Annotated in this window: 26 protein-coding genes; 14 read left to right on the forward strand and 12 right to left on the reverse strand. The window is 65.4% G+C overall.

Annotated elements, in window-relative coordinates:
* Position 1: 1 nt before the first annotated feature.
* The 3 genes from CH273_RS16215 to CH273_RS16225 form a co-directional block, all read right to left on the reverse strand.
* On the reverse strand, positions 2–1810 hold the full coding sequence (locus CH273_RS16215; RefSeq protein WP_032396951.1) for an ABC transporter substrate-binding protein/permease: 1809 nt from the start codon (positions 1808–1810) through the stop codon (positions 2–4).
* An 86-nt stretch (positions 1811–1896) separates the two neighbouring features.
* The gene (locus tag CH273_RS16220) at positions 1897–2667 is read right to left on the reverse strand and encodes an LLM class F420-dependent oxidoreductase (RefSeq protein ID WP_179275491.1); all 771 of its coding nucleotides are present in this window, start codon (positions 2665–2667) and stop codon (positions 1897–1899) included.
* Positions 2668–2713: 46 nt separating this feature from the next.
* On the reverse strand, positions 2714–3223 hold the full coding sequence (locus CH273_RS16225; RefSeq protein WP_032396950.1) for a TIGR04338 family metallohydrolase: 510 nt from the start codon (positions 3221–3223) through the stop codon (positions 2714–2716).
* A gap of 98 nt (positions 3224–3321) precedes the next feature.
* Between CH273_RS16225 and CH273_RS16230 the strand changes: the two genes are divergently transcribed.
* The 5 genes from CH273_RS16230 to CH273_RS16250 are packed head-to-tail and all read left to right on the forward strand — an operon-like array spanning position 3322 to position 9303.
* Positions 3322–4047 (forward strand): ATP-binding cassette domain-containing protein, encoded by a 726-nt coding sequence (locus CH273_RS16230; protein WP_032396949.1) that lies wholly within the window; start codon positions 3322–3324, stop codon positions 4045–4047.
* Positions 4044–4811: an ABC transporter ATP-binding protein gene (locus CH273_RS16235; RefSeq protein ID WP_032396948.1), complete on the forward strand. Its 768-nt coding sequence runs from the start codon at positions 4044–4046 to the stop codon at positions 4809–4811. Before CH273_RS16230 ends, CH273_RS16235 begins: the two co-directional genes overlap by 4 nt.
* Positions 4808–6286, forward strand: a complete 1479-nt coding sequence (locus CH273_RS16240) for an ABC transporter substrate-binding protein (RefSeq protein WP_032396947.1) — start codon at positions 4808–4810, stop codon at positions 6284–6286. The genes CH273_RS16235 and CH273_RS16240 overlap by 4 nt, the downstream gene beginning before the upstream one ends.
* 3 nt (positions 6287–6289) lie before the next feature.
* Positions 6290–8041 (forward strand): ABC transporter permease subunit, encoded by a 1752-nt coding sequence (locus tag CH273_RS16245; RefSeq protein ID WP_052049955.1) that lies wholly within the window; start codon positions 6290–6292, stop codon positions 8039–8041.
* Entirely contained in the window at positions 8038–9303 is a 1266-nt protein-coding gene (locus CH273_RS16250; RefSeq protein ID WP_032396946.1) for an MDR family MFS transporter, read from the forward strand. The genes CH273_RS16245 and CH273_RS16250 overlap by 4 nt, the downstream gene beginning before the upstream one ends.
* 475 nt (positions 9304–9778) lie before the next feature.
* Here CH273_RS16250 and CH273_RS16255 read toward each other — a convergent pair whose 3' ends face one another.
* A complete protein-coding gene (locus tag CH273_RS16255; RefSeq protein WP_032396944.1) occupies positions 9779–10597 on the reverse strand; it encodes a DUF2786 domain-containing protein in 819 nt (272 codons plus the stop codon).
* 189 nt (positions 10598–10786) lie between these two features.
* Between CH273_RS16255 and CH273_RS16260 the strand changes: the two genes are divergently transcribed.
* Genes CH273_RS16260 through CH273_RS27745 form a run of 4 tightly spaced genes read left to right on the forward strand, consistent with a single transcriptional unit; the run spans position 10787 to position 14117 of the window.
* Complete coding sequence (locus CH273_RS16260) at positions 10787–12067, forward strand: ABC transporter substrate-binding protein (RefSeq protein WP_032396943.1); 1281 nt, start codon at positions 10787–10789, stop codon at positions 12065–12067.
* A 15-nt stretch (positions 12068–12082) separates the two neighbouring features.
* Positions 12083–13129, forward strand: a complete 1047-nt coding sequence (locus CH273_RS16265; protein WP_179275492.1) for a carbohydrate ABC transporter permease — start codon at positions 12083–12085, stop codon at positions 13127–13129.
* Complete coding sequence (locus tag CH273_RS16270; RefSeq protein WP_032396942.1) at positions 13126–13947, forward strand: carbohydrate ABC transporter permease; 822 nt, start codon at positions 13126–13128, stop codon at positions 13945–13947. Before CH273_RS16265 ends, CH273_RS16270 begins: the two co-directional genes overlap by 4 nt.
* Positions 13944–14117: a hypothetical protein gene (locus CH273_RS27745; protein WP_179272810.1), complete on the forward strand. Its 174-nt coding sequence runs from the start codon at positions 13944–13946 to the stop codon at positions 14115–14117. The genes CH273_RS16270 and CH273_RS27745 overlap by 4 nt, the downstream gene beginning before the upstream one ends.
* On the opposite strand, the gene CH273_RS16275 is transcribed toward CH273_RS27745, so the two are convergent.
* Together CH273_RS16275 and CH273_RS16280 are read right to left on the reverse strand one after the other, a co-directional pair.
* Positions 14101–14985: a LysR family transcriptional regulator gene (locus CH273_RS16275; protein ID WP_032396941.1), complete on the reverse strand. Its 885-nt coding sequence runs from the start codon at positions 14983–14985 to the stop codon at positions 14101–14103. The two genes, CH273_RS27745 and CH273_RS16275, sit on opposite strands and share 17 nt — an antisense overlap.
* Complete coding sequence (locus CH273_RS16280) at positions 14976–15395, reverse strand: MmcQ/YjbR family DNA-binding protein (protein ID WP_032397338.1); 420 nt, start codon at positions 15393–15395, stop codon at positions 14976–14978. The genes CH273_RS16275 and CH273_RS16280 overlap by 10 nt, the downstream gene beginning before the upstream one ends.
* 108 nt (positions 15396–15503) lie before the next feature.
* Here CH273_RS16280 and CH273_RS16285 point away from each other — a divergent pair, with 108 nt between their 5' ends.
* Positions 15504–15854 (forward strand): nuclear transport factor 2 family protein, encoded by a 351-nt coding sequence (locus CH273_RS16285; RefSeq protein WP_032396940.1) that lies wholly within the window; start codon positions 15504–15506, stop codon positions 15852–15854.
* A gap of 103 nt (positions 15855–15957) precedes the next feature.
* On the opposite strand, the gene CH273_RS16290 is transcribed toward CH273_RS16285, so the two are convergent.
* Together CH273_RS16290 and CH273_RS16295 are read right to left on the reverse strand one after the other, a co-directional pair.
* Entirely contained in the window at positions 15958–17040 is a 1083-nt protein-coding gene (locus CH273_RS16290; RefSeq protein ID WP_032396939.1) for an inositol-3-phosphate synthase, read from the reverse strand.
* On the reverse strand, positions 17033–17623 hold the full coding sequence (locus CH273_RS16295) for a PadR family transcriptional regulator (protein ID WP_032396938.1): 591 nt from the start codon (positions 17621–17623) through the stop codon (positions 17033–17035). The genes CH273_RS16290 and CH273_RS16295 overlap by 8 nt, the downstream gene beginning before the upstream one ends.
* Positions 17624–17744: 121 nt before the next feature.
* Between CH273_RS16295 and CH273_RS16300 the strand changes: the two genes are divergently transcribed.
* Positions 17745–18152, forward strand: a complete 408-nt coding sequence (locus CH273_RS16300; RefSeq protein ID WP_032396937.1) for a hypothetical protein — start codon at positions 17745–17747, stop codon at positions 18150–18152.
* A 34-nt stretch (positions 18153–18186) separates the two neighbouring features.
* On the opposite strand, the gene CH273_RS16305 is transcribed toward CH273_RS16300, so the two are convergent.
* A complete protein-coding gene (locus CH273_RS16305; RefSeq protein WP_082322595.1) occupies positions 18187–18717 on the reverse strand; it encodes a GNAT family N-acetyltransferase in 531 nt (176 codons plus the stop codon).
* 189 nt (positions 18718–18906) lie between these two features.
* Here CH273_RS16305 and CH273_RS16310 point away from each other — a divergent pair, with 189 nt between their 5' ends.
* The 3 genes from CH273_RS16310 to CH273_RS16325 all read left to right on the forward strand — a co-directional run bounded on the left by CH273_RS16310 (position 18907) and on the right by CH273_RS16325 (position 23726).
* Positions 18907–19338, forward strand: a complete 432-nt coding sequence (locus CH273_RS16310; RefSeq protein ID WP_179273674.1) for a DUF5318 domain-containing protein — start codon at positions 18907–18909, stop codon at positions 19336–19338.
* Between the two features lie 315 nt (positions 19339–19653).
* Positions 19654–22149 (forward strand): transglycosylase domain-containing protein, encoded by a 2496-nt coding sequence (locus CH273_RS16320; RefSeq protein ID WP_371828386.1) that lies wholly within the window; start codon positions 19654–19656, stop codon positions 22147–22149.
* Between the two features lie 113 nt (positions 22150–22262).
* Positions 22263–23726 carry a glycosyltransferase family 87 protein gene (locus CH273_RS16325; RefSeq protein WP_052050053.1) on the forward strand — a complete coding sequence of 488 codons (1464 nt, stop codon included), beginning with the start codon at positions 22263–22265 and terminating at the stop codon, positions 23724–23726.
* Here CH273_RS16325 and CH273_RS16330 read toward each other — a convergent pair.
* The 3 genes from CH273_RS16330 to CH273_RS16340 form a co-directional block, all read right to left on the reverse strand.
* Positions 23701–24924 carry a TerD family protein gene (locus tag CH273_RS16330; protein ID WP_230596952.1) on the reverse strand — a complete coding sequence of 408 codons (1224 nt, stop codon included), beginning with the start codon at positions 24922–24924 and terminating at the stop codon, positions 23701–23703. The two genes, CH273_RS16325 and CH273_RS16330, sit on opposite strands and share 26 nt — an antisense overlap.
* Before the next feature lie 90 nt (positions 24925–25014).
* Positions 25015–25242, reverse strand: coding sequence for a helix-turn-helix domain-containing protein (locus CH273_RS16335; RefSeq protein ID WP_032396935.1), 228 nt, complete (start codon positions 25240–25242; stop codon positions 25015–25017).
* Positions 25242–25841 carry a hypothetical protein gene (locus tag CH273_RS16340; RefSeq protein ID WP_230596950.1) on the reverse strand — a complete coding sequence of 200 codons (600 nt, stop codon included), beginning with the start codon at positions 25839–25841 and terminating at the stop codon, positions 25242–25244. The genes CH273_RS16335 and CH273_RS16340 overlap by 1 nt, the downstream gene beginning before the upstream one ends.
* Positions 25842–25871 lie beyond the last annotated feature (30 nt).

The following is a 25871-nucleotide window of genomic DNA, read 5'->3' on the forward strand; positions in this document are numbered from 1 at the left end:
GTCAGCCTCTTTCCACGACGACGGCCTGCTCGACCGGGTCCAGCGTCTGCTCGGCCTTGCCGGTGCGCAGTCGCTTGTCGATGTAGTTCACGAGATGGGTGAGCGGCACGGTCAGCACCAGGTAGAACAATCCGGCCGCGACGAGCGGGGACAGATTTCCGGTCTGTGCGTTGAGATCTCGACCGACCGCGAACAGCTCACGTTGGGTGGCGAGCAGTCCGAGGAAGTAGATCAGCGACGAGTCCTTGATCAGCGAGATGAACTGGTTCATCAGCGCCGGCAGGACGCGTCGGACACCCTGCGGGACGACCACCAGGTTCATCGAACGACGACGGCTGAATCCGAGTGCCCGGGCTGCTTCCATCTGACCGGCTTCGACGCTCTGGATGCCGGATCGGAAGATCTCGCCGATGTACGCGGCGGCGAGCAGCGAGAGGGCGGCAGCGCCGAGCCAGTACGGATTGCCGCCGGTCACACCTTGCACCACCGGTCCGATGCCCAGTCCGATGATCAGAATGATGACCACGGCGGGCAGTCCGCGGAAGATGTCGGTGTAGACGCGGGCGGGCCAGCGCAGCCAGCGCGTGCGGGAGAGGCCGGCCAGAGCCAGCAACATGCCCAGGACCGTACCGATGATGCCCGACGCCAACGCCAGAATCAGCGTGTTGGGCAGGCCAACCTTGAACAGGTCGGGGATGGCGGACTTGTAAAGCGACCAGTCGAAGAACGTGTCGCCCAACTGCGCCAGCGTCGACTTCGGCTGGACCGCAACCGCTTCGGGAGCGTTAGCGTCGTTCTGCGCTGCGATGGCGGCGAAGTCGGGTAACTCCGGCTCCGGTGCTGCCTTGCTGCCGGGCTTGAAGCCGTCGGGCAGCTCGCGAGGAACCCAGTCGGAGTAGAGCGTGGCCCAGGTGCCGTCGGCGATCACCGCGTCGAGCCCGGAGTTCAGCGCATCGATCAGTGGTTGATTGTCACGGGCGACGGCCCAGCCGACGAAGTTGTTCAGCGAGAACGTGTTCTGTGTGATCGCGGTGCCGTCCTCGGGCTTGACCAAGCCCTCGGCCTGCTGCGACGGAGCCACCCAGGCGTCGATCTGACCGGTCCGCAGGTTCGCGTAGGCGGTGTTGTAGTCCGGGAACTTCACCGGATCGAGGCCGAGCGTGTTCACCACGTAGTCGTCCTGCACGGTGCCCTGCACCACGCCGATCCTGGTGCTCGCGTTCAGGTCCTCGAAGCGGCTGATCGGACCGCCGGTCCGAGCGACGAGGGAGAAGTAGCCGAAGTCGTATCCGTTGGTGAATCCGACGGTGTTGCGTCGCTCGTCCGTCGTCGTGATCGAGGACGACCCGACGTCGAAGCGGCGGCCCGCAACCTGGGCGAGCAGGCCCGAGAACTCGGTGCCCGAGAAGTTGATCTGCAGCCCGAGCTTGTCCGCGACGGCCTTCAGCAGTTCGTTGTCGTAGCCGGTGTACTGGCCGGCCGAGTCGAGGCAGATGCTCGGCGGGGCGTCGGAGAGAGTGCCGACGGTCAACACTCCCGGCGTCGCCAATCCCAAGGCGTTCGTGTCGATGCGGTCCAGCGGGGTGACGTTGTCCGTCGTGTACCTGTCCTCCGTCGCGGCCGCTGCGGCAGCGTCGAAGTTCGTCGGCGTGGACGACGCACTGTCGACTCCGGGAGGGGCGCACAGGTCGGTGGGACCTGCGGCCGCCTGATCATCGGAGTTCGAGGTTCCACACGCGGCGAGCGTGAGGGCCATCAACAGTCCGAGAACGAGAACCACGAGCGCGCGTGAAGCGCGTACGGCAACCATGGACAAAACCCTAAGCGGACCAGGGCCCACTCACCCAAACGGCCGACGCGCAAGGGTTTCGCTCAACGAACTGCCGTGACGTGTGACTACCGGTGCGCGTCCCGCCACGCGATGGCTTCGCCCAGTTCCGTGAGGTCGTATTCGGGGCCTCCGGTACCCACGGTGAACAGGGTGGCTCCGGCGTCGACGAAGTCCTGGGCGGTGTCCGCGCCCGGCCACGAGACCGATCGAGTGATGCCCGAGACGTCGCGCCCGACGGTGGTGCCGTGCTCGGCGAGGATCTCGGACTTGCGCTTCAACGCCTCGAGGTCGGCGAAGCTGTGCCAGATGTGCGCGTACTCGGCGACCATCTTCAGGGTCTTCTTCTCACCGCCACCGCCGATGAGAATCGGGATGTCGCGGGTGGGAGCCGGGTTTCCGACATCGAGTCGGTGTCGGATTCTGGCCAGGCTCTCCTTCAGCAAGGCCAGACGCGAACCGGCCGTGCCGAATTCGTAGCCGAAGTTGTCGTAATCCTTCTCGTTCCACCCAGCGCCGATGCCGAGAATCAGCCGGCCGCCGCTGATGTGGTCGACGGTGCGCGCCATGTCGGCCAACAGGTCCGGATTGCGGTAGCCGCCGCCGGTGACGAGCGCACCGATCTCGACGTTCGACGTCTGCTCGGCCCAGGCACCGAGCATCGTCCAGCACTCGAAATGCGCGCCGTCGAGGTCGCCGTACAGCGGATAGAAGTGATCCCAGTTGAAGACGATGTCGACACCCGCATCCTCCGATCGCAACACCGCGTCGCGGATTAACTGATAGTCGGGAGCGTGCTGGGGCTGAAGCTGAACACCGATCTTGACGGTCATGTACATCTCCTCGTCGTGTGGGCTGCGTCTCCCATGATGCACCCGAATGCGATCAGCCGATGCGGACGCCGCTCTCGGCCATCATCGCGCGCAGTACGAACCCGGCCTCGGAGCCGACGATCTCGCCGACGAGGGTGATGTAGCGGTCGACGAATGCGCCGCCGTGCTGCTGCTCGTTCTCCTCGGCGAAATGGTGCGCGAGCTCGTGCAACACCACCAGCTCCCGCAGCGCCCATGCCCTGTTGCCCCGATGCAGGGGCACGGCAATGGTGGCGGTGTCCGATTCGTAATGCGCCGCAGCCGAACCCGAACGGGCCCGGACGGTGATCACACGACCGGCCTCGGGCCAGCTGGCGGCGACCCAATCCAGCCCGAGCACCGCATCGACGTACGCCTGCACCGACTCGATGGAGGCGAATTTGCGCTCGATCGGCAGCGTGATCTGTGAACCCATCACCTCCACCATGCGAAGACCTCGCTCCTCGGCGCGATCGAACATGGTGCGGACCAGTTGCTCGGCGTCGTAGACGGCCGCTCGCTGCGCGTCCCTCGCCCTGCTCATCGGATCAGCCTAATTTGTGTCGCCTTCCCGATTCGCCTACAGTCCTCTATCGACAACGATTGTCGCATTCATAAACACCTTCAAGCCCAGGAGAAACCGTGCTCGCCGTCGATGACCTCTGCATCGACGCCGGACACTCGCGCATCGTCCGGCACGTGTCCTTCGAGATCCCCGCCGGTCGACGCCTCGGCCTTCTGGGTGCGTCGGGATCGGGAAAGTCGATGATCGCTTCGGCGTTGGTCGGAGCGCTGCCGCCGGGCATCACCTGCAGCGGCAGCATTCTCGTCGACGGCCACGACGTCACCGGGGTTTCGACGCCCCGGCGACCGCGCACTGCCCGTCCGGCGATGGTGTTCCAGGATTCGGCCACCGCACTGAACCCGATGGTCACCGTCGGCAGGCAACTCCGCACGCCCGACGCCTCCGCGCTGCTCGAGCGTGTGGGTCTGCGCGACACCGAACGCATCCTGGCCGCGCACCCGCTCGAGCTGTCCGGTGGTCAGCGTCAACGCGTCTGTATCGCAGTCGCATTGGCGCGCGAGAGCCCGCTGGTGATCGCGGACGAACCGACGACGGCCCTCGATGTGGTCAGCCAGGCGCGGGTACTCGACGCTCTTCGTGAGGTGGCCTCGCTGCTGCTGATCACGCACGACATCGCCGTCGCCGCACAGCTGTGCGATCACCTGATGGTTCTCGACTCGGGACGCATCGTCGAATCGGGTTCCACGGCAGAGATTCTCGACAGCCCCAGTTCCGATCTCGTGGTGCGCATGCTCGATCGAGCTCGCGCCGCCGATCCGTTTCGTCAGCTGGTAGCGCGATGACTGCGGGATTGGCGGCTACGAACATCACGCGCACCTACGTTCGACACGGCTCGTCTCGTACCGCGCTGGGCGCTGTCTCGCTCTCTCTACCGCCTGCCGGTCGCGTCGCTGTTGTCGGCGAATCCGGTTCGGGGAAAACCACTGTGCTGCGCATGCTGCTGGCACTGGACTCCCCCGATGCGGGCACCGTGGAACTGGAGGGGCGCAACGTCCGTCCGGGTTCCGCGAGATCGCTGCGGTGGTTTCGCCGATTGGTGCAGTACGTACCCCAGGACCCCGCCACCAGTCTCGACCCACGCCGCAGTGTCCTGGATCTGGTGGCTACGCCGCTGCGACTGCTCGGCATCGACGGCGATCATCGAGCCAAGGCAGGTGCCGCACTCGCTGCCGTCGGGCTGGACCAGCGCTATCTGCAGCGCCGCCCGACGGAACTGTCCGGTGGCCAGAATCAACGCGTCGCCATTGCGCGTGCGGTGGCATGCGAACCGCGGTACCTGCTGGCGGACGAGCCGGTCAGCGGACTGGACCCCGAACTGCGTGAGCAGGTCCTCTCGGTGCTGGCCGGCCTACCGAGCGCCCTGCTGATCGTGAGCCACGACCTGTCTGCGGTCGCACGACTCTGCCGCGAGGTATCGGTGATGCACGACGGCCGGATCGTCGAAACCGGCAGTGTACGAGACATTCTCACCGACCCACAGCACCCGCACACCCGAGACCTGATCGACGCCGTACCCCGGCTCGCACCACCACAGGAGATCCATTGACCACCAACGTCTTCCGCCTCGGCACCCTGGCAGCGGTAGGAACCCTCACGCTGACCGGCTGCTTTTCTTCGGCCCCTACCGACGACACCACGGACAGGGCCCGCGTTGCAATGCTGCAGCCGCCACGCTCGGGGCTCTCGCAGTTCAGCGACGACGCCTTCAAACTCTCGCGCTGGTCCACCGCCGAAACCCTGGTCACGCTCGACGATCTCGGTGATGCGCAGCCAGCTCTGGCCACCGCCTGGAACCGCGTCGACGAGCGCACCTGGAGTTTCGACCTCCGACCCGATGTTAGGTTCCACAACGGTGCGCCGCTCGACTCCGCCGCCGTCGTCACCGCACTGACCGCTGCCACCACCGCCGCGCCGAAGCCGCGCATCCTCGACGGCGTCGAGCTGACGGTGACCGCCACCGACGACGATTCGGTGGAGGTGACCACCGAGGACGTCGATCCACTGGTGCCGCAACGACTCTCGAGCCCTCAGCTCGCCATCCTGGCACCCGCGGCGTACTCCGCAGGCGGCAGCGACCCCGTCGGAACCGGCACCGGACCGTTCGTGTTGACCGCTGTGAACGGCACATCCAGTGCCACGCTGGATCGCAACGAGAACTACTGGGGTGAGACCGCGGCGCTCGCCGGCATCGACGTCGACTTCGTGCCCGACGGTACGGCCCGCGCAGCGGCGCTCCGCAACGGCACCGCCGATGTGGTGGAGGCGATTCCGGTATCGCAGGCCGCCAACATCGACCCGTCGCTGGTGCACGAGGTTCCGATGCCGCGTACCAACACCCTGTACCTGAACACGTCGTCTGGCGTGTTCGCCGATCCGGCCATGCGCGCCGCCGCACGGGAGTCGGTGGACAAGGATCGTCTGGTCGAGCAGGTCTACGAGGGCCGCGCGGACGCCGCGAACGGGCTGCTCGGCCCCGCGCTGCCGTGGGCGGCGGACCGTCCCGCGCGCGCCGAGACACCGGCGGGTGATGCCACGGGCAAGAAGATCACCCTCGCCACGTTCACCGACCGTGCCGAACTTCCCGAGGTCGCCGTGCTGCTGCAGCAGGAACTCGAGGCGAAGGGCTTCGTCGTCGAGCAGGTGGTGCGCGAATACCAGTTCATCGAAACCGACGCGCTCAGTGGCGCATTCGATGCCTTCATCCTCTCCCGCGCCACCGTGCTCGATTCCGGTGACCCCGTGGCATACATGTTCTCCGACTTCGCTTGCGAGGGATCGTTCAACATCTCCCAGTTCTGCGACCCGCAGGTCGACGCGGCGTTGGCAGACGCCTCGGCCACCGAACCCGGAGACGACCGCCGCGCCGCGATCCTGGACGCCGAGAAGCTGATCCTGGAGAAGGATGCGGCCGTGCCGATGCTGCACGAACGCGTCATTCAGGGCGAATCCGAAGGCATCACCGGCGTCGCCCGCGATCCGAGGGAACGCACGCTCATCACCAACCAGACCGCCTTCGAGTAAGCAGTGAGAACAACCGCCTCGAGGCTGGTTGCCGTCGCCGGTGTCGTCCTCCTCGTCGGAATGCTGCCGTGGCTGTCCGATCGCGATCCGGCACTGAGCATTCTGCGGGCCCGCTCGGCCGAGCAGGAAGCAACCCCCGAGGCCCTGGCAGCCATTCGCCGCGACCTCGGCCTCGATGCCGGGCCGCTGCGGATGTTCTGGGACTGGCTCACCGGCGTCGCGTCGGGCAATCCCGGAACATCTCGGAACACAGGTGAACCGGTGCTACCCGGGGCCCTCGATGCGCTGCTGGTGTCGCTGACACTGATGGGCTTCGCGATGGTCGTCGCGATCGCCACTGCCGCCCTCGTGGTCGTTCCCAGCGTTCGGGCCGGGCTCCGCGGTACACCGAGACGGACCGGGGGCGGCGTCGCGGCCGCACTCACGTCGATGCCGGAGTTTCTGCTCGCGTCGGTACTCGTCGTTCTCGGTGCCGTGTGGTTGTCGTTTCCGGCCTACGGCTGGAACGGTCCCGAGTACGCGGTGCTGCCTGCGCTCGCACTCGGTTTGCCTGCGGGCGGGCTGATCGGGCGACTGCTCGCCGACGCGATCGCCGTCACCTTCACCGAGGGTTGGGTCATCACGTGGACGGTCGCAGGCTTCTCGCGGCCACAGATCGCCGGTGCGGTTCTGCGACGGGCCCTTCCCGGCCTCGCATCGCAGATCGGCCTGATCATGGTCGCGATGACCGGCGGGGCTGTGGCCGTCGAAAAAGTATTCGCCATACCGGGATTGGGTCGCACCACCCTCGGCGATGCACAATCGCAGGATCTTCCCGCCCTGCAGATCGACATCCTGTTACTGCTGGCCGTCAGTGCCGTTCTGGGGATTTCCGCCGAACTGGCCCGACGGTTGCTGCTCGGTAGCGCACTGCACGAGAAGGCGATGCCCATCCCGTCCGGCGTCTTTCACCCGTCGCCGCGGCGGTGGCTGGTGCCGATCGCTGCGGCGTCGGTCCTGCTGGTCATGGTGCTTGCCGGACTCCCGCGCGACGGCCAGGCGACGACGCGGGAGAAGTTCGCGGCTCCGTCGCCGGCCCACCCGTTCGGAACTGACGCCTCGGGTCGAGATCTGTTGGCCCGCGTCGCCGACGGCGCACTGCGCTCCATCGGTCTCTCGCTTGCCGTGACGCTCGCGGCGCTGGTGGTCGGGGTGCTGATGGGACTGATTCCGCGGGCCTCCCGTGGGCTGGTCGAGGTGACCAATGCGGCACCACCCGTCGTCACCGGCATTCTGATCGCAGCGATCTGGGGTCCGAGTGCAGGCGGAGCGGCCGTTGCCGTTCTCATCGTGACGTGGGCTCCGCTGGCCGCGCACACAGCCGCTCTCGTCGAGGAGACCCGCGCTCGGCCCTACATTTCCATCCTGCCGACACTCGGGGCAGGCACTGCGCGAATCCTGTTCGGGTCCATCGTGCCCAGCGTCGTTCCGGTAGTGCTGCGACACGCCATGATTCGGCTCCCCGGTGTCGCCCTCGCTCTGGCCGCTCTCGGATTCCTCGGCCTCGGTCCGCAACCGCCGACTGCGGATTGGGGATTGATACTGTCCGACGGGGTCGCCGCCGTCGAGCGGGCACCGTGGGTCACTGCTGCTCCACTCGCGTCCTTGATCGCACTCGCCGTTCTTGCAGTCTCGCTCGCCGGTGCCACCTCGGGGCGGGTGCGCAAGACCGGTAGCGTCATCGAGAAAGTCGACGCAGGAGGACGCAGTACGTGAGCACGAGGACCGACGGATCTCCGACGCGGTGGCGGTGGTCGTTTCTGGTCGATCTGCGGCGAGCCACGCCTACCGTCCGCTTGCTCGTCCTGACTCAAATGACCTTCAACATCGGCTTTTTCATGGTGTTGCCGTATCTGTCGGTGCACCTGACGAGTGATCTCGGTCTCGGGGCCGCGCTCGTCGGTGTGGTCCTCGGGATCAGGACCTTCTCGCAACAGGGACTGTTCTTCGTCGGTGGCACCCTCGCCGATCGGTGGGGAATCAAGCCGGTCGTACTCGTCGGGTGTGTGTTGCGGGTGCTGGGATTCGTCGGTCTCGCCTTCGCCGATTCGCTGCCTGCTGTGCTGATCGCCACGGTGCTGGTGGGATTCGCAGCCGCATTGTTCTCCCCTGCAGTCGAATCCGCAGTGGCGATCGAGGCGGGCAAGAGCGAACGCGACAGCGGAGCCACGCGCGTCGAGAGCTTCGCACTGATGTCGGTGTGCAGCCAGATCGGCTCCTTCACCGGCCCGCTCGTCGGATCGGTACTGTTGCTCGTCGATTTCAGGATCGCGTGCCTCGTGGCTGCGGCCATCTTCGTTCTGGTCATCGCCGCTCACGTGCGGTGGCTGCCGCGTGAGCGCGGCGAACATCGCGACGACCCATGGCTCTCGGGTTGGACCGACGTGGTGCGCAATCGGACCTTCGTGCTGTTCGCGGTGGCGATGAGCGCGCAGTTGGTGGCCTACAACCAGCTGTACCTGCTGCTGCCACTCGAGGTCGAACGCGCCTGGGGCTCGCAGACCGTGCTGGGCTGGTTCTTCGCGATCTCGGCAGTTCTCGTGGTGGCGGCGCAACTGCCCATCACTCGACGCGTCGCCGGGGTATCACCGCGAATCACGCTGCCGATCGGATTCGCCGTCATGGCAGCATCGTTCGCGCTCGTTGCGGTATTCAGTCCTCTGGAGTTGGAAGGTCTGCTCGGGCTGATCCCGGCTGCGCTCTTCGTCCTGTTGCTCGCGCTGGGGCAGATGATCGCCATGCCCCAAGCGCGGGATCTGGTGCCGCGCATGGCCGCCGAACGTCGACTCGGTTCGTACTACGGTTTCATGGCCTCGCTCGGGGGCATCGGAGTGCTCATCGGATCGACCGCACTCGGCGTGGTGATCGATGCATCCCCCGCCACCGGTTGGGGCGCAGCCATCCCGTGGCTGGTCGCGGCCCTGTTCCCCATCGCCAGTGTCATCGGCCTGCGCGTGGTGCTCTCCCGCCTCGACTGACCCCGCCGCTCCGCCCCAGTTTCCGCCGCTCCGCCCCAGTTTCCGCCGCTCCGCCCGAGTTCCGCCGCTCCGCCCGAGTTCCGCCGCTCCGCCCCAGTTCCCGCCGCTCCGCCCCAGTTCCCGCCGCGCCCCCGGTTCCCGCAAACGCGCGCGCGTTTGTCATCCGCGCGCAGATTCGCCCTGAATTCGACGCGAATCGGTGCGCACCTGGCGAATGCGCGCGCGTTTGCGCGAACGACCGGCGACCCGCGAGACCTGAAGCTCGGTGGTTCGCCGGCTGCGGGGACGCGCAGAACTCGACTGTGCTGCTGTACTCACCGAACATGGTTCGGTCGTAGCGGTTTTCGAAACGGTCGATACAGCCGTGGTGCTCCGATTGTTCAGTACGTCGATAGCCGAGATCGATGCGACCGTTACCGACACCACCGGACCACCGGGCGAGGTACTGCCCGGTGCTTCACCGCGAACGCAGTGGTCAGCGTCCCAGCTGCCTGCTTGCTGCGTCTATTTCGGCATGACCGCCGATCTTTGCGTTTCGCCCCGCGCGGTCGCCGGCCTTTCGTGCACCCTCGGAGTACCCGGCGTTCGCGCTCTGGCCTCGCCAGTGTCCCCGAGCAGTCGAGGTCTGCCGGTAGTAGTCTCGGAGCTCGATCTCTTTGTTGCGCAACACCAGTGCTGTCCCAGCGCCCTGTTGTTCTTGTTCGATGGCTTTGGCCTCGGTCTCCTTCTTCACGTCGCCGAGCCGTTGACCGATGCGCGACGCGAATGCGGTCTGGAAGTTCAGCCGAGCCGTCACCGCAGCGACCGGCACTTCCTCGCGTCGGGTGTAGCGTCGGCGATTCTTGATCTCGGTGACGGTGCGGATGGCCGTCTCGGACCGGTACGCGCCGGATTTGATGTACGCGTCCGATGCTCGCACCATCTGGATCAACAGTGAGGAATACAGCGCCTCGGTGGTCTCGATGTCGGAGTCGAAACCGTAGGCGAACACCTGCGTCGACGATCGAGACACGTCGCACTGAACGTCGTTGGCGTGCGCGATGGCCACGAACAGATGCACGTAGGTCTTGAGTCCACGCTTGCCCGGTTCTCCGATGGGGATGACCTTCTGGGTCGGCGTCGCCTGTCGCTCCCTGGACGCACTGTGCGAGCGCGCCACCGCCAGATCGACCGATGCCGACGTCGCCAAACGCTGAGCTGCCTCCATGAAGGCCTCGGCCTCGTGTGGGTTGTCGGTGGACTCGGCTTGGCGAAGCAGCCCACCGATCCGCGTCAGCATCTTGTCCGAACTCATGAGCGAGAGGCTACCGGCCCTCTCCGACACCTCCGGGTTGACCGATTCAGGAAGGCAAAAATGACCACTGCGCGGTGCGATGTGTGCCACAGTACCCATCGACATATGTGTCAGGGGGAGCATCACAGCGAGATTCTGCGTGCCCAACTCCGGGCACATACCACCGCGTAGAAGTAAGTGGAGAGAACAATGGCGTCTTTGATCACGAAGGTGGCAGTGGTTGCGACAGCAGCTACGCTGCTGACGCTCACCGGATGTTCGAGCGACAGCGGATCGAGCGGCGATTCGGGCGCTGCGTCCGAAAATGCCGACGGCCGTGGACCTATCACCTATGTAGAGGGACAGGACACCACCGAGACCGGTGTCGTCCAGCAGATCATCTCGGAGTGGAACGCCGCCAACCCCGATGAGCAGGTCACCTTCAAGGAGCAGTCCGCCGACGCCGATCAGGCCCACGACGACTTCGTTCAACAGCTCCAGGCCCAGCAGAGCGACTACGACGTGATGGCACTCGACGTCGTCTGGACCGCCGAGTTCGCTGCCAAGGGCTGGCTCGTGCCGCTCGAGGGCGAATTCGCACTCGACAACGCAGGCGTTCTGCCCGCGACCGTCGCGAGTGCGACCTACAACGGCAAGCAGTACGCCGCCCCGAAGAACACCAACGGCGGACTGCTCTACTACCGCAGTGATCTGCTCCCCGAGGCACCAACCACCTGGGCCGAGCTCACCGAGGATTGCCAGGTCGCGCGCGACAACAACATCGACTGCTACGCAGGGCAATTCGCCCCCTACGAGGGTCTGACGGCCAACGCGTCGGAGATCATCAACGCGCACGGCGGATCGATTGTCGGCGAAGACGGCAAGACCCCCACCGTCGACAGCCCGGAGGCCAAGGCCGGACTGCAGACCCTGGTCACCGCGTTCGAGACAGGCGTCATCCCGGCCCAGGACACCACATTCAAGGAGTCCGAGAGCCAGCAGGCGTTCCAGGACGGAAAGACACTGTTCCTGCGCAACTGGCCGTACGTTTACGGCACCGCCGCAGAGGAGGGTTCCGCTGTGGCCGGCAAGTACGCGGTCGCACCGCTTCCCGGGGTCACCGGCGTCGGCACGTCGACGCTCGGTGGATACAACGCCGCGATCAGCGCCTACTCCGAGAACAAGGCCACGGCTGCCGACTTCCTGCGATTCATGCAGGGCGAGAAGGCTCAGCGCATCATCGCCGAGGGCGCTCTGCCGCCCGTGCTCTCGTCGCTGTACGACGATCCCGCACTGATCGCTGCGATGCCGTACCTTCCCGCATTGAAGGCATCCATCGAGAATGCCGTCCCGCGCCCTGTCACCCCGTTCTACCCGGCCGTCTCGAAGGCCGTGCAGGACAACGTGTCTGCCGCCATCAAGGGCGAGAAGAGCGTGGACCAGGCGATCACCGACATGCAGGCCGGTATCGAAACCGCCGGCGCCAACTGATTTTCGGGAGAACCAATGGCTGTACCTGCTGGTGTGACCAGTGGGGCCGGCGCAACCACCGCGGCCGGGGGCTCGTCCCCCGGCCGCGGTCGGCATGTGCGGTCCAAGAACAAGCGCTTCGGCCTGACGCCTGGTCGGGCCTGGCTGCTGATCGCACCGACGATGGTGATCCTCGCGATCGTCATCGTCTACCCGGTGATTCGCGCGCTGGTGATGTCTTTCTCCAAGGACCCAGGTCTCGATCCCGCTACCGGAATGTTCGTCACCGGCGGATCGGCCGGCTTCGACAACTACACGCATTGGATTCTGCAGCAGTGCACCTCGGCCTCGGGCACGTCGGTGCCCTGCCCGCCGGGAACTCTCGGGTCCCAGTTCTGGGGCGCGGTCGGTAACACGGCGTTCTTCACCGTCGTGACGGTGTCCATCGAGGTCGTCATCGGCTTCGCGATGGCCGTGATCATGGGCAAGACCTTCGCCGGACGCGCCCTGCTCCGCGCCGCGATCCTGATCCCCTGGGCCATCCCGACGGCTGTCACCGCCAAGCTCTGGTACTTCATCTTCGCGTACGACGGCATCGCCAATCGCATTCTGGGAACGAACATTCTGTGGACCGGCGACGCCTGGCCCGCTCGTTTTGCAGTGATCATCGCCGACGTGTGGAAGACGACGCCGTTCATGGCGCTGTTGATTCTGGCCGGGCTGCAGATGATTCCCGCCGACGTCTACGAGGCTGCTCGTGTCGACGGGGCGTCGGCGTGGCAGCGGTTCACCAAGATCACACTGCCGCTGGTCAAGCCGGCGCTCATGGTGGCAATTCTGTTCCGCACGATGGACGCACTGCGCATGTACGACTTGCCGGCCATCCTCACCGAGGGCAACCCCGCCACGCGAACCATCTCCATCCTGGTGGTGGAGCAGATCCGGCAGGGGTTCAACAGCGCTGCGTCGCTGTCGACCATCTCGTTCGTCATGATCTTCATCGTGGCCTTCATCCTGGTGAAGTTTCTCGGTGCCAATGCCGTTGCCACCCAGGAGAATCAGCGCAAGGGGGCCGGGCGATGAAACAGGCCCGCATCTATCTCGGTGTCGTCGTCATCCTCGTCTGGGGACTGGCACCGTTCTATTGGATGGTCGTCACCGCATTCCGCGACCCGCGTTACACCTTCGACACGACGCCGTGGCCGACGCACGTCACGTGGGAGAATTTCGAGAACGCGTTGTCGACGGCGAACGGCAACAATTTCCTGCGTGCGGTAGGGAACAGTCTGATCGTGGGCGGCGCGACCACGCTGATCGCGTTGGTCATCGGCGTCTTCACGGCATACGCGCTGTCCCGCATCGACTTCCGCTTCAAGTACGTGGTGACAGGCATCATCCTGGGTGCGTCGATGTTCCCCGTCGTCGCATTGGTGACCCCGCTGTTCCAATTCTTCACCAACATCGGGTGGATCGGCAGCTACCAGGCGATGGTCATCCCCAACATCTCGTTCGTGCTGCCGTTGACGATCTACACTTTGGCCGCGTTCTTCGCCGAATTGCCCTGGGAGCTCGAAGAAGCCGCAAGGATCGACGGTGCCGGGCGTTTCCAAGCATTCCGCCTGGTGATGCTCCCACTTGCCGCACCTGCCCTGTTCACCACCGCGATCCTCGCGTTCATCGCAGCCGTGAACGAGTACCTGCTGGCCAGTCAGCTCTCGAGTGACAGGACCGAACCGGTCACCGTGGCCATCGCGCGGTTCACCGGCAACGATCCGTTGGTGGTGCCGTATGCCGCGATCATGGCCGCGGGCACCATCGTGGCGATTCCACTGGTGATCATGGTGCTGCTGTTCCAGCGTCGCATCATCTCCGGACTGACGGCGGGCGGCGTCAAATCGTGACCGCTCAGGACCATCTTCAGTTGCTGGCGGGCATTCTGGGATTCTTCGCGCTCGTGGCGCTGATCGTTGCGGTAGCCGGGATCATCGGGGGCAATCCCGGCGTGCTGCCGTCGGTGGCCCTGCTGGGTCTGTTGATCGCACTGTGGTTCTGCGTCAAAAAGATTCGTTGAAGCTGCGCGTTGCCACCGAAACCAATTCGGTCAGTGCCGCGTTCATCCTGGGCCGCCAGACCAGGGCCAGCAGTGCGGCGGTGTGCGAGTCCGTGAGCTCCACGGCAACGAGTGTGTCGTCGTAGGACGTCGTCATCGATGCGCTGAGGATCGCCACCCCCAGGCCGCGGGCGGCGAGGTCGGCCACGGCGTCGGGGGCGGTGGCCTGCAACGCGATCGTCGGCGCGAGTCCTACTCCGGCACAGTCCCTGTCGAAGACCGCACGGATTCCGGTGCCGGGAGGAAGGGCGATGATCGGGTGCTCGCACACCTGCGCCAACGTCGCCTCGCCCTGTGCTGCCAGAGGATGCTGCGGTGGAACGGCTGCGACGATGCGTTCGTCGATCACCACCATCGATTCCAATCCGTCCGGGACCCGAGCTGCGACACCTACGAGTGCGATGTCGAGTTCTCCTGCGCGCACATCGGCCACCAGACGATCGGAATTACCCTCCTGCAGAGCAAGTTCGACGCCGGGGTGCGCCGAATGGAAGCGGGCCAACGCGTCGAACAGTTGTGGGACGGTGCAGGCGGTGACCATCCCGACGCGAAGCGAACCGCGCAGGAGTCCGGCAATGTCGTCGACGGATTGTCTGACCGAGCCGGCGGCGGCCAGCGTCGCGCGGGCTTGTGTCAGCGCGGCCTGACCTGCGGTGGTCAATGTTGCTGTGCCACCGGATCTGTCGATCAATTCGGCACCGAGTTCGCGTTCGAGCGCGCGGATCTGTGCGCTGACGCCTGATTGGCTGATGTGCACTCTGGCTGCGGCGCGAGTGAAGTTCGCTTCCTCGGCCACTGCGACGAAGTACTCCAGCTGTCTCAATTCCACTGCTGCACTCCCAGATTCGGGCCCTCACCGGCGTCGAGTCTGGCGATGTTCCGCTTCGGGGCCGTGACGCGGTAGCTGCAGTCGATCAATTCGGCTGCCTCGGCCCAGACGTCGTCGTCGGCGTCGCTCAGGTCGAAGCCCACCCAGCCCGCCGGGCCGAGGTACGCGGGGTGGAAGTAGCGGGGTTCGAGTTCGCAGGCGCGCTGCTCCTCGGCACTCTCGCATTTGACCAGGATCGAGAGGTCGTATTGGTCGCCGCCTTTGACACCGCCGCCGAAGTAGACGAACACCGAGGTGGTGCGGAAGGTCGGCCGGCCATGGGAGATCTTCTCGGACACCTCGGGATAGGCGAACGCCAGCGCGCGAACACGTTCGAGGACCAGATGCTTCGAAGTGGGGTCGATGGCCACGAGCACACGATAGCGCGCGAACTCCAGCTGCGGCTATGAGTAGAACTTCTGACGATCATCGCTATCAACTGTTGGACTTCTGGTCCGGTGCGTTCGAGACTCGATGTCATGACACAGACACCGAAAGAAGTTGCAGCAACCTACTTCGAGGCCTGGAAGGCGAAGGATTTCGACACGCTCGCGTCGATCCTGCACGAGGACGCGACGTTCCGGGGACCACTCGGCACAGCAGACAACGGTGCGGAATGTGTGGCCGGATTGAAAGGAATGTCGGAAATCGTCACCGATATCGACATCGCCCATGTCTTCGTGGACGGCCCGAACGTACTGACGTGGTTCGACCTGCATACGTCCATCGCATCCCCGGCGAGCACCGCCAACTGGCAGCGAATCGAGGACGGAAAAATCATGGATATCAAGGTGACCTTCGATCCACGAGAAATCACCGCGGCCGGATAGACGAACGCCCGCCGGTACTCAATGTGACATTCAGTGGCCTTTTCGGGGGTCAATGTCACATCGAGTGGACCGGCGGGCGGAAGTTCGCGTCTAGCTGCGGGCCCTACGCGTCGATGATGAACGCTTCGAGTTGTTCGCGAGCGACGTCGTCGGCGAGTTGCTTCGGCGGGCTCTTCATCAGGTAGGCCGAAGCGGGGATGACGGGTCCACCGATGCCGCGGTCCTTGGCGATTTTCGCGGCGCGGACTGCGTCGATGATGACGCCTGCGGAGTTGGGCGAGTCCCATACTTCGAGCTTGTACTCGAGGCTCAGGGGTACGTCACCGAAGGCGCGGCCTTCGAGGCGGACGTAGGCCCACTTGCGGTCGTCGAGCCAGCCGACGTGGTCGGACGGTCCGATGTGGACGTCCTTGGCGTTGAATTCCTTCTGCAGGTTCGACGTGACGGCCTGGGTCTTGGAGATCTTCTTCGACTCGAGGCGGGTGCGCTCGAGCATGTTGAGGAAGTCCATGTTGCCGCCGACGTTGAGCTGCATGGTGCGGTCGAGCTGCACGCCGCGGTCTTCGAAGAGCTTCGCCATGACGCGGTGGGTGATGGTGGCACCGACCTGGCTCTTGATGTCGTCGCCGACGATGGGGACGCCTGCGTCCTCGAACTTCTTGGCCCAGACGGGATCGCTGGCGATGAAGACGGGCAGTGCGTTGACGAAGGCGACGCCTGCGTCGATGGCGGCCTGTGCGTAGAACTTGTCGGCTTCTTCGGATCCGACGGGGAGGTAGGACACGAGCACGTCCACCTTGGCGTCGCGCAGGGCCTGCGCTACGTCGACGGCGTCGCCGTCGGCCTCGGTGATGGTCTCGCGGTAGTACTTGCCGAGGCCGTCGAGGGTCGGTCCGCGGAGGACGTGGACGTCCTTCGGGGGTACGTCGGCGATCTTGATGGTGTTGTTCTCGCTGGAGAAGATGGCTTCGGAGAGGTCGAAGCCGACCTTCTTGGCGTCCACGTCGAACGCGGCGACGAATTCGACGTCGCGGACGTGGTACTTGCCGAACATGACGTGCATGAGGCCGGGGACGGTGGCGTTCTCGTCCGCGTCCTTGTAGTACTCGACACCCTGGACCAGGGATGAGGCGCAGTTGCCCACACCCACAATGGCCACGCGGATTGCGTTGTTGTTCTCACCCATGGTCGGGTTCTCCTTCTGTCTTGACTGTCCTGTTTGGTGCTGTGTGGGACGGTGCTGGGTTGGGGTCGGCCTGCTCGGCTGCGATGACTTCGTTGAGCCAGCGCACCTCGCGTTCGCTCGATTCGAGTCCGAGCTGGTGTAGCTGCCTGGTGTAGCGGTCGAGTGTCCCGTTCGCCTTGGCCACAGCGTCGCGGAGCCCTTCTCGGCGCTCCTCGACCTGGCGACGTCTGCCTTCGAGAATGCGGACTCGAGCTTCCGCGGGAGTCCGACTGAAGAAGGCAAGATGTACGCCGAAACCGTCGTCGGTGTAGTTCTGCGGTCCGGTGTCGGCCACCAGTTCGGCAAATCGTTCCCTGCCGAGCGGGGTGAGCTGATACACCCGTTTCGCTCGTCTCTTCACGAGCAAGTCGGGACCGGCGTCCTCGGCGATGAGTCCGTCGGTTTGAAGTCGACGGAGTGCCGGGTACAGCGATCCGTACGAAAACGCTCGAAAAGCTCCGAGCAGGCCGGTCAGCCGCTTGCGGAGCTCGTAACCGTGCATGGGTGATTCGAGAAGCAGTCCGAGAATTGCGAGCTCGAGCATGCAACTCCCCCTTCTCGAATCCAACGATCACATCATGGCGATGCGATTGACCGCACTATCGAAGAATGTATCGCGCCGATACATATTCTGACAACTCTGCCGTGAACGTATCCTGCGACACATGACCCCGGTCGACGCGCTCGCCGCCGCTGCCGCCCTCCACCTGGGCTTTCAGTTGGTGGTGACCGCCGTCGTCTACCCGGCGTTGGCGGAGGTGCCGGACGACGACTGGCAGCGTGCCCATGACGCTCACTCGCGGCGCATCACCCTCGTAGTCGGGCTGGTCTACGGACTACTCGCTGCTGCGTGTCTGTGGGTGTTGGTGTCCGGTTCGACCCACCTTGCTGCCCTGATCAGCGTTGCCGGCGCAGTGATCTCCGCGCTCGCGACTGCATTCGTGGCTGCTCCAGTCCATGGCGAACTAGGGCGTGCGGGACGCAACGGACACTTGATGAGTCGACTGCGATCAGCAGACCGCGTACGTCTCTGCGGTGCAGTGGTGTGTGCCCTGTTTGCTCTGTTGGCGTGACCGAGCGCGGGTGAACGTGGAGTGGCTTATCGGTTCAGCGAACCGGAGCCACCATGAGCACCGCGTCGACTCGGTACTCGCCCCACTGCTGCGCAGCCGTCCCGATTCGGTGCCAGCCTCGCCGGCGGTAGAAGCCGAGAGCGGTGCTACTCGGATCGACGAGCAGCACCGGTGCCCGTCCCTCGCTCCGTGCCGCATTCACTGCGTGTGCGAGCAACGCCGTTCCGCTGCCCGGCACGGAGCCGTCGGTCATCAACCGCGACACGACGGCGAGTCGATCGGCAGCCACCCCGGTTGCTCGCTGCCACTGCGCGCTCGCATCGTCCGCACCGGGATCCTGCTCCGGTGACGCCGTCGGATGCAGCGCTATGTGTCCGACGACGGTGCCCTCGTGCTCGGCGACCCAGGCTGCGAGTTCGTTGGGTGCGGCAAGCCAGTCGCCGCGCACCGCGGCTGCGCGCATGGGATAGCGCTGTGTTTCGTGCGTACGTTGCAGGATGGGTAGGAGGGTGCTCAGGTCGCCGTCCCGTCGGGGCCGCACGTGTATTCCCGATGTGGCGAACATGTGGGCGAGTGTAGGGACCGGACGGTGATGCCCACGGCGAGGATCGGCACAGTGTTCATGATCACGAACGACGGATCATCGCGTCGCAACAGGTGGAGCACTGTGTCTCGAGGCCGAAATGGGACCTGCTCATCGCCGAGGCGGGGTTCGCAGGTCCGCATCGGAGGGGCCGCACGTACTCTGGTCCTCGTGCGACTTCAGCGACAGGTGGTGGACTACGCCCTTCAGCGTCGGTCGCTGCTGGCCGAGGTCTACTCCGGTAAGACGGGTGTCGCAGCGGTCTGTGATGCAGATCCGTACCTGCTGCGCGCTGCCAAGTTCCACGGGCGCGGCAGCGACGTGGTGTGCCCCATCTGCCGCAAGGAGCAGCTCACGCTGGTGTCCTGGGTGTTCGGCGAGAAGCTCGGGGCGCTGTCCGGGTCGGCGAGAACTGCGGACGAACTCGTCCGCCTCGCGGCGACCCAGGAGGAGTTCTCGGTCCATGTGGTCGAGGTGTGTAGGTCGTGCAGTTGGAACCACCTCGTCCAGTCCTATGTCCTCGGGGCCGTTCCCGCGCCCAAACAACCCCGTCGTCCGCGATCGGGTTCCCGACAACCGAACCGTCGAACAGCGAGTGAGTGACACAATCGCTCCGCTGATCCCATCCACCGAGAGTTCGACGCGGCCGCCGAAATTACTGGAGATTCGTACGTGAGTTCCCCCTACGACAACAACCCGGGTAGCAACGAACCGGGCCGTAGCGACTCCGGACGGCGTCCCGACGTGCCCGGGCCGCCGCGCGGCAGTCGACATTCCGATCCTCCCGGTCGTCGCCCGGTGCCTCCTCCCGGCCCGCGTCCGATGCCGCCGCAGGGTCGTCCCCCGATGCCCCCTGCCGGTCAGCGTCCGGTACCTCCTCCCGGGCAGCGACCCGGGCCTCCTCCCGGGCAGCGTCCGATGCCGCCGCAGGGTCGTCCCCCGATGCCTCCTCCCGGCCAACGTCCTGGACCTCCTCCCGGGCAGCGACCCGGACCCCCACCAAGCCAGCGACCGATGCCGCCGCAGAGCCGACCCTTTCAGGGCAGGCCGCCGGTCGATCCGGTCAGTGGACGTCCCGCAGGTGAGCGTCCTTACGGAGAACGTCGCTACGGAGAGCCGCCCATCGCGCCTCCTGTTCGGTCCGCTGCCCCGACGGCCGTCACTCGGTCCGGCTCCGTGCCACCGCCCTACGAACCGAACGATCCATCAGTTCTCTCCTCGGGCAGCGAACCGCCCGAGCCGCCCGAAAGAGGTCCCGCCGCGAAAACGAAGAAGAAGTCCAAGTGGCGGGTCGTTCGACGCACGATGTACGCGCTGATCGCCCTGGGTCTGATCGTGCCGATCCTGGCCTTCATGGTGGCGTACACCGTCGAGGACGTGCCGCGTCCCGGCGACATCAGGACCAACCAGGTCGCCACGATCTTCGCCGCGGACGGCGCGAGTGTGCTCGGCAAGGTGGTGCCGCCCGAGGGCAACCGCACCGACGTGACGATCGACCAGATTCCGGAGCACGTGCGCAATGCCGTGCTCTCGGCCGAGGATCGCGATTTCTACTCCAATCCCGGATTCTCGGTGACCGGCTTCGGTCGAGCGCTCCGCGACAACGTGCTCGGACGCGACAGCGCAGGCGGCGGTTCGACCATCACCCAGCAGTACGTGAAGAACGCGTTGGTCGGAAACGATCGGACGCTGACCCGCAAGATGCGTGAGCTCGTCATCTCCTCGAAGATGGCGCGTCAGTGGTCGAAGGACGACATCCTCGCTGCGTATCTCAACACCATCTACTTCGGCCGTGGTGCGTACGGTATCGCTGCCGCGTCGACGGCGTACTTCGGTAAGTCCGTCGATCAGCTCTCCGTCGAGGAGGGTGCCGTCCTCGCGGCGGTCATTCAGCAGCCTTCCAATCTCGATCCCGAAACCAACCCCACCGGCGCGCAAGCTCGTTGGGACTACGTGCTCGACGGCATGGTCTCGCAGGGTCAGCTCGACGCGACCCAGCGGGCCGCGATGATGTTCCCGGTGGTGGTCCCTACGTCACAGGTGGACTCCGGTGACGCCGACGACGCCGGTCCGAACGGTCTGATCAAGGCCCAGGTGCTGCGCGAGCTGTCCGCTGCCGGGGTCAGTGAGCAGGACCTCAACACCGAGGGACTGCAGATCACGACAACCATCGATCCGAAAGCCCAGGCGGCTGCGGTCGATGCCGTGAACAGCAATCTCGAGAACGAACCGTCCGAGCTGCGCACGGCCTCGGTGTCCATCGATCCCCGTACCGGTGCGGTCCGCTCGTACTACGGCGGCGCGGACGGACGAGGATTCGACTTCGCGCAGTCCGGCTTGCAGACCGGGTCCTCGTTCAAGGTGTTCGGTCTGGCCGCTGCGCTGGATCAGGGCATTCCTCTCTCGAAGATGTACGACAGCTCGCCGCTCGACGTCAACGGCATCGAGATCAGCAACGTCGAGGGTGCCTCCTGTGGAACGTGCACCATCGCCGAAGCACTCAAGCGCTCACTCAACACGAGCTTCTATCGCATGATGCTCGGCATGGACAACGGTCCGCAGGCCATCGCGGACATGGCGCACAAGCTCGGCATCCCGCAGGAGATCGACGGCGTCGGACCCACCCTCACCGAGCCCGACAACGCAGGCCCCAACTACGGAGTCGTGCTCGGCCAGTACCAGTCTCGCGTCATCGACATGGCTTCGGCCTACGCGACCTTGGCTGCGTCGGGCGTCTATCACACCCCGCACTTCGTGCAGAAGGTCGTCACGGCCGACGGCACAGTCCTTCTCGACCGCGCTCCCGAAGCGGGCCAGCAGGTCGTCTCGGCCGCGGTCGCGGACAACGTGACCTCGGCGATGCGTCCGATCGCCGGCTACTCCAACGGTCACAACCTCGCCGGCGGTCGCCAGTCGGCGGCCAAGACCGGTACCGCTCAGCTCGGAGACACCGGGCAGAACAAGGACGCCTGGATGGTCGGTTACACGCCGTCACTGTCCACGGCCGTGTGGGTCGGCACCGAGCAGGGTCTGCCGCTCGAGAACAGTTACGGCGGACCGATCTACGGATCGGGCATACCGTCGGACATCTGGAAAGACACGATGGACGGCACGTTGGAGGGCACCTCGAACGAGACCTTCCCGACGCCGGAGGCCATCGCAGGTCAGGCCGGGGTGCCGCAGTACTCGGCACCGGCCCCGACGGCGACGGTGGCACCGTCGACAGCTCCGCCGCAGGTGACCTTGCCGATTCCGACGGAGATCTCGCCGCCGGTGGTCATCACTCCGCGGCAGGTCGAGATTCTGCCCGGCGTCACCATCCCGCTGCCAGGGCTGGCACCGGCGCAGCCCGCGGAACCCGAACCGGCGGCACCCGAACCCGCAGCGCCCGAACCAGTGGCACCCGGGCAGTAACGACTCCAGCGGTGACGACCGAACCCGAGCGCAAGGGTCGAGCAGTGGCCAGCCCCGGTCGCCTCGACCCCGCGAGCGCAGCAGACCGCGATCTGCCCAGTCGTACCGATCCGATGACCGAGGAACTGTCCTCGGTCATCGGCGGGCCGGTCGGCAAGCACGCGCTGATCGGTCGGCAGCGCTGGTTCACCGCACTACGGGTGATTCTGCTGCTGGCGGTGGTCTTCCTGTGCTTCGGTTGGTTCGCCAAGGCAGCTTGTATCCAGCAGGCACCGGTGGGACCGGGCGGCGAGCTCGGACTCGACTGGAGTGGCAGTCGTCAGTACGTGGCGATGTGCTACTCCGACACCGTGCCGCTCTACGGGGCGGAGCGACTCGATCAAGGTGCTTTCCCGTACAAGAAGTCCTGGGAAGAAACCAAGGCGGACGGGTCCAGTCAGATCAGGTACATGGAGTACCCGGTGCTCGCGGGGTTGTACCAGTACGGCTCGATGGTCGTCGGAAAAGCCTGGAACTCACTGAGTTTCCTGCCGCAGGCGCTGCCGGTCGTGGTCTACTTCAACGTGGTTGCCCTGGGATTGGCCGTCGCCTGGCTGGTCACCGTGTGGGCCACCGCGATAGCTGCCGGACGCCGCATCTGGGATGCCGCGCTCGTGGCGGCCTCGCCGCTGGTGATCGTGCACGGATTCACCAATTTCGACGCTCTCGCAACGGCTTTCGCTCTCACCGGATTGCTGGCGTGGGCCAGGAAGCGGCCGGTTCTGGCCGGAGTTCTGATCGGTCTCGGCGGTGCCACCAAGCTCTATCCCCTGCTGTTCCTCGGACCCCTGCTGGTGCTGTGCTGGCGCACCGGAAAGATGCGCGAGTGGGGCATCACCGCCTGCGCGGCGCTCGGTGCCTGGCTGGCGGTCAATCTCCCTCTCGCGCTGCTGTATCCGTCCGGATGGTACGAATTCTTCCGGCTCAATTCCGAGCGCGGTGCCGACCCGGATTCGCTGTACAACGTCGTCACCTCGTTCACCGGCTGGACCGGTTTCGACGGCCCCCTCTACCCGGGCGACAAACCGTTGGTCCTCAACGCCGTGACACTCGTGTTGTTCGCCATCGTGTGTGCGCTGATCGCATACATCGGTACGACGGCACCGACGCGGCCGCGTCTCGCGCAACTGGTGTTCCTGGTGGTGGCCGGGTTCCTGCTCACCAACAAGGTATGGAGCCCGCAGTATTCGCTGTGGCTGGTTCCGTTGGCCGTGCTGGCGCTGCCGCATCGGCGAATTCTGTTGGCGTGGATGACGATCGACGCATTCGTCTGGTTCCCGCGGATGTACTACTACCTGGGTGTGGAGAACAAGGGCCTACCCGAACAGTGGTTCACCGCGACCGTCGTGGTGCGCGATGTCGCCGTGATCGGATTGTGCGCGTTGATAGTTCGGCAGATCTACCGACCGGCCGAGGATCTCATCAGAAACGGCAGCGCCGCCGACCCGCTCGGTGGCGTGCTCGACGGCGCTGCAGATCGGACAATCGCAGATCGGACCGGTGCCCGAAAGGTCACATATAGCGGCCGAGCTGTTTGACGGCTTCACCGGCGTGCTTGGCCTGGATGCCGTCGCCGATCGCCTGGAGCTTCCACTCACTGCCCTGGCGATACACCTTGGCCATCACCAGACCGGTGAACGGCATGCCGCCCTGCAGGGTGAAGCGGGCGAGTTCGGTGTTGGTGGTGTTGTCGACCAGACGGCAGAATGCGTTCGCGACCTGCTCGAACGTCTGACCGCGGTACGAGGTGACGGTGAAGACGATGCCGGTCACGTGCTTGGGTACCCGCGTCAGGTCGACCACGATGACCTCGTCGTCGCCCTCGCCTTCGCCGGTGAGGTTGTCGCCCTGGTGCACGATCGAGCCGTCCTTGGCCTTGAGCTGCCCGTAGTAGACGACATCGTTGACGCTACGGTCGGCGAGCATGATCGCCGACGCGTCCAGGTCGATGTTCGCGGCTCGGCCTCCGCCACCGAACAGTCCGCCCTTCTTCGGAGTGGTCACCGGGTCCCAGCCGAGGCCCATGCGGATGACCGTCAGAGCCACCCCGCCGTCCTTGCGCAGGGTGACCTTCTGGCCCTTGGTGAGGCTGACGGGCTTGGACTTGGTGAGGCTGACTTCCGGTGCCTCGGTACGTACCGGGGCGGCGGGTGGTGCGGGAGGCGCAGCGGGCGGCGGTGGAGTCGCGGGTGCGGGAGGAGGCGTCGGTGCGGGAGCGGGGGCGTCGTCCACGGACACACCGTGGTCGGTCACCAGTGCGGCGAAGCCACCTGCGTAACCCTGCCCGACGGCTCGCACCTTCCAGCTGCCCTGACGTCGGTAGATCTCCAGTGCGATCACGATCGACTCCGAGCTCAAGCCGTCGATCGTGTACTCGTACAACACATTTCCGGTCGCGTCGCTCACTCGGGCGACGGGAGCGGCGGATCGCCCGAAGTTGCTCGACGCGTCGTCGAGGGTGATGACAGCGCGGATCTGCTCGATGTCGGCGGGAACTGCGGCGAGCGATACGGCGAGCCGGGCCGGTCCGCCCTGGCCGGGCTCGAGGCGTACGCCGGGGCCGGTGGGCTGGTTGAAGAACACGAAATCGGCGTCGGTGCGCACTTTTCCGGCGTCGGTGACCAGTAGCGCGGACAGGTCCGCGGGTACGGCCAGCGAGATGGAGACGACGACGTCACCGACGGTGAGTGGGCCGTTCTGACCCTTGGACAACGGTTGACCGGCCGGAGCAGACAATGTGATGGACTCTCTCTCGTAGTGCTGGTTACCGTCATCCAATGTACTTGTTCGATTTGTCCGACTGGCGTCACTGGGATTCGGCGGCCGTCAGATCTGCCGCAGGGTGAACAGGTCGCCGGGTGTGCAGTCGAGGGCGCGGCACACGGCGGTGAGGGTCGAGAATCGGATTGCCTTGGCGCGGTCGTTCTTGAGCACCGACAGATTGACGACGCTGACTCCGGCCAGACGCGAGAGCTCGGCGAGCGTCATCCCGCGGGCGTCGAGAATCTCGCCAAGATGGCAGACGACCAGATGGTCGACGAACTCCTCCACCATCAGACCAGGCCCTCGGCATCGCGAGCGAGCTTGGTGCCCTGGGTGATGGTGGCGTAGACGAACTGGAGAAACACCGCTACTACGACTGCAACGTAGAGGCCGACGGTCGATATCGACGACGTTGCGACGTCCGATAGCTCCAGTGCGCCGACGACACTGTTCGTGCCCAGCAGATTCATGAAGCCGGTGATGGCGGGATAGACGGCGATGCAGACGCCGATCATCACCACGTCGGTGCGGGCGGCGTTGGTGAACGGGTTGCCCATGATGACGCGGTCGCAGAATCGGTAGACGAACAGCAGCCCGACCAGAATGATGACCATCCCTACGACGATGGACCCGTAGCGCATGAAGTCGATGATGCCCATCAGTCGGGTCAGGTCCGCTTTGGGCACGCTGAGCTCGATCGAGTTGCCCGGTTCCAACCGACCGCCGAACAACTCCGCTGGTGGTGTGCCCGATTGCAGTTCCAACCGCGCGAGGACGTCCTCAGACGAGTGGTACTGCCACAGCCTCCTTCCCGACCACACCACAGCCGCAGCCGCGTAGAACGCCATCGCCCATTTGTTGGCCCGTGCCGAGCCCAGTCCGTATGCCATCCCGCCGCCTCCATATCGATAGTCGATAAC

This window comes from Rhodococcus sp. 05-339-2 (genome assembly GCF_002258965.1).
Lineage (GTDB): Bacteria > Actinomycetota > Actinomycetes > Mycobacteriales > Mycobacteriaceae > Rhodococcoides.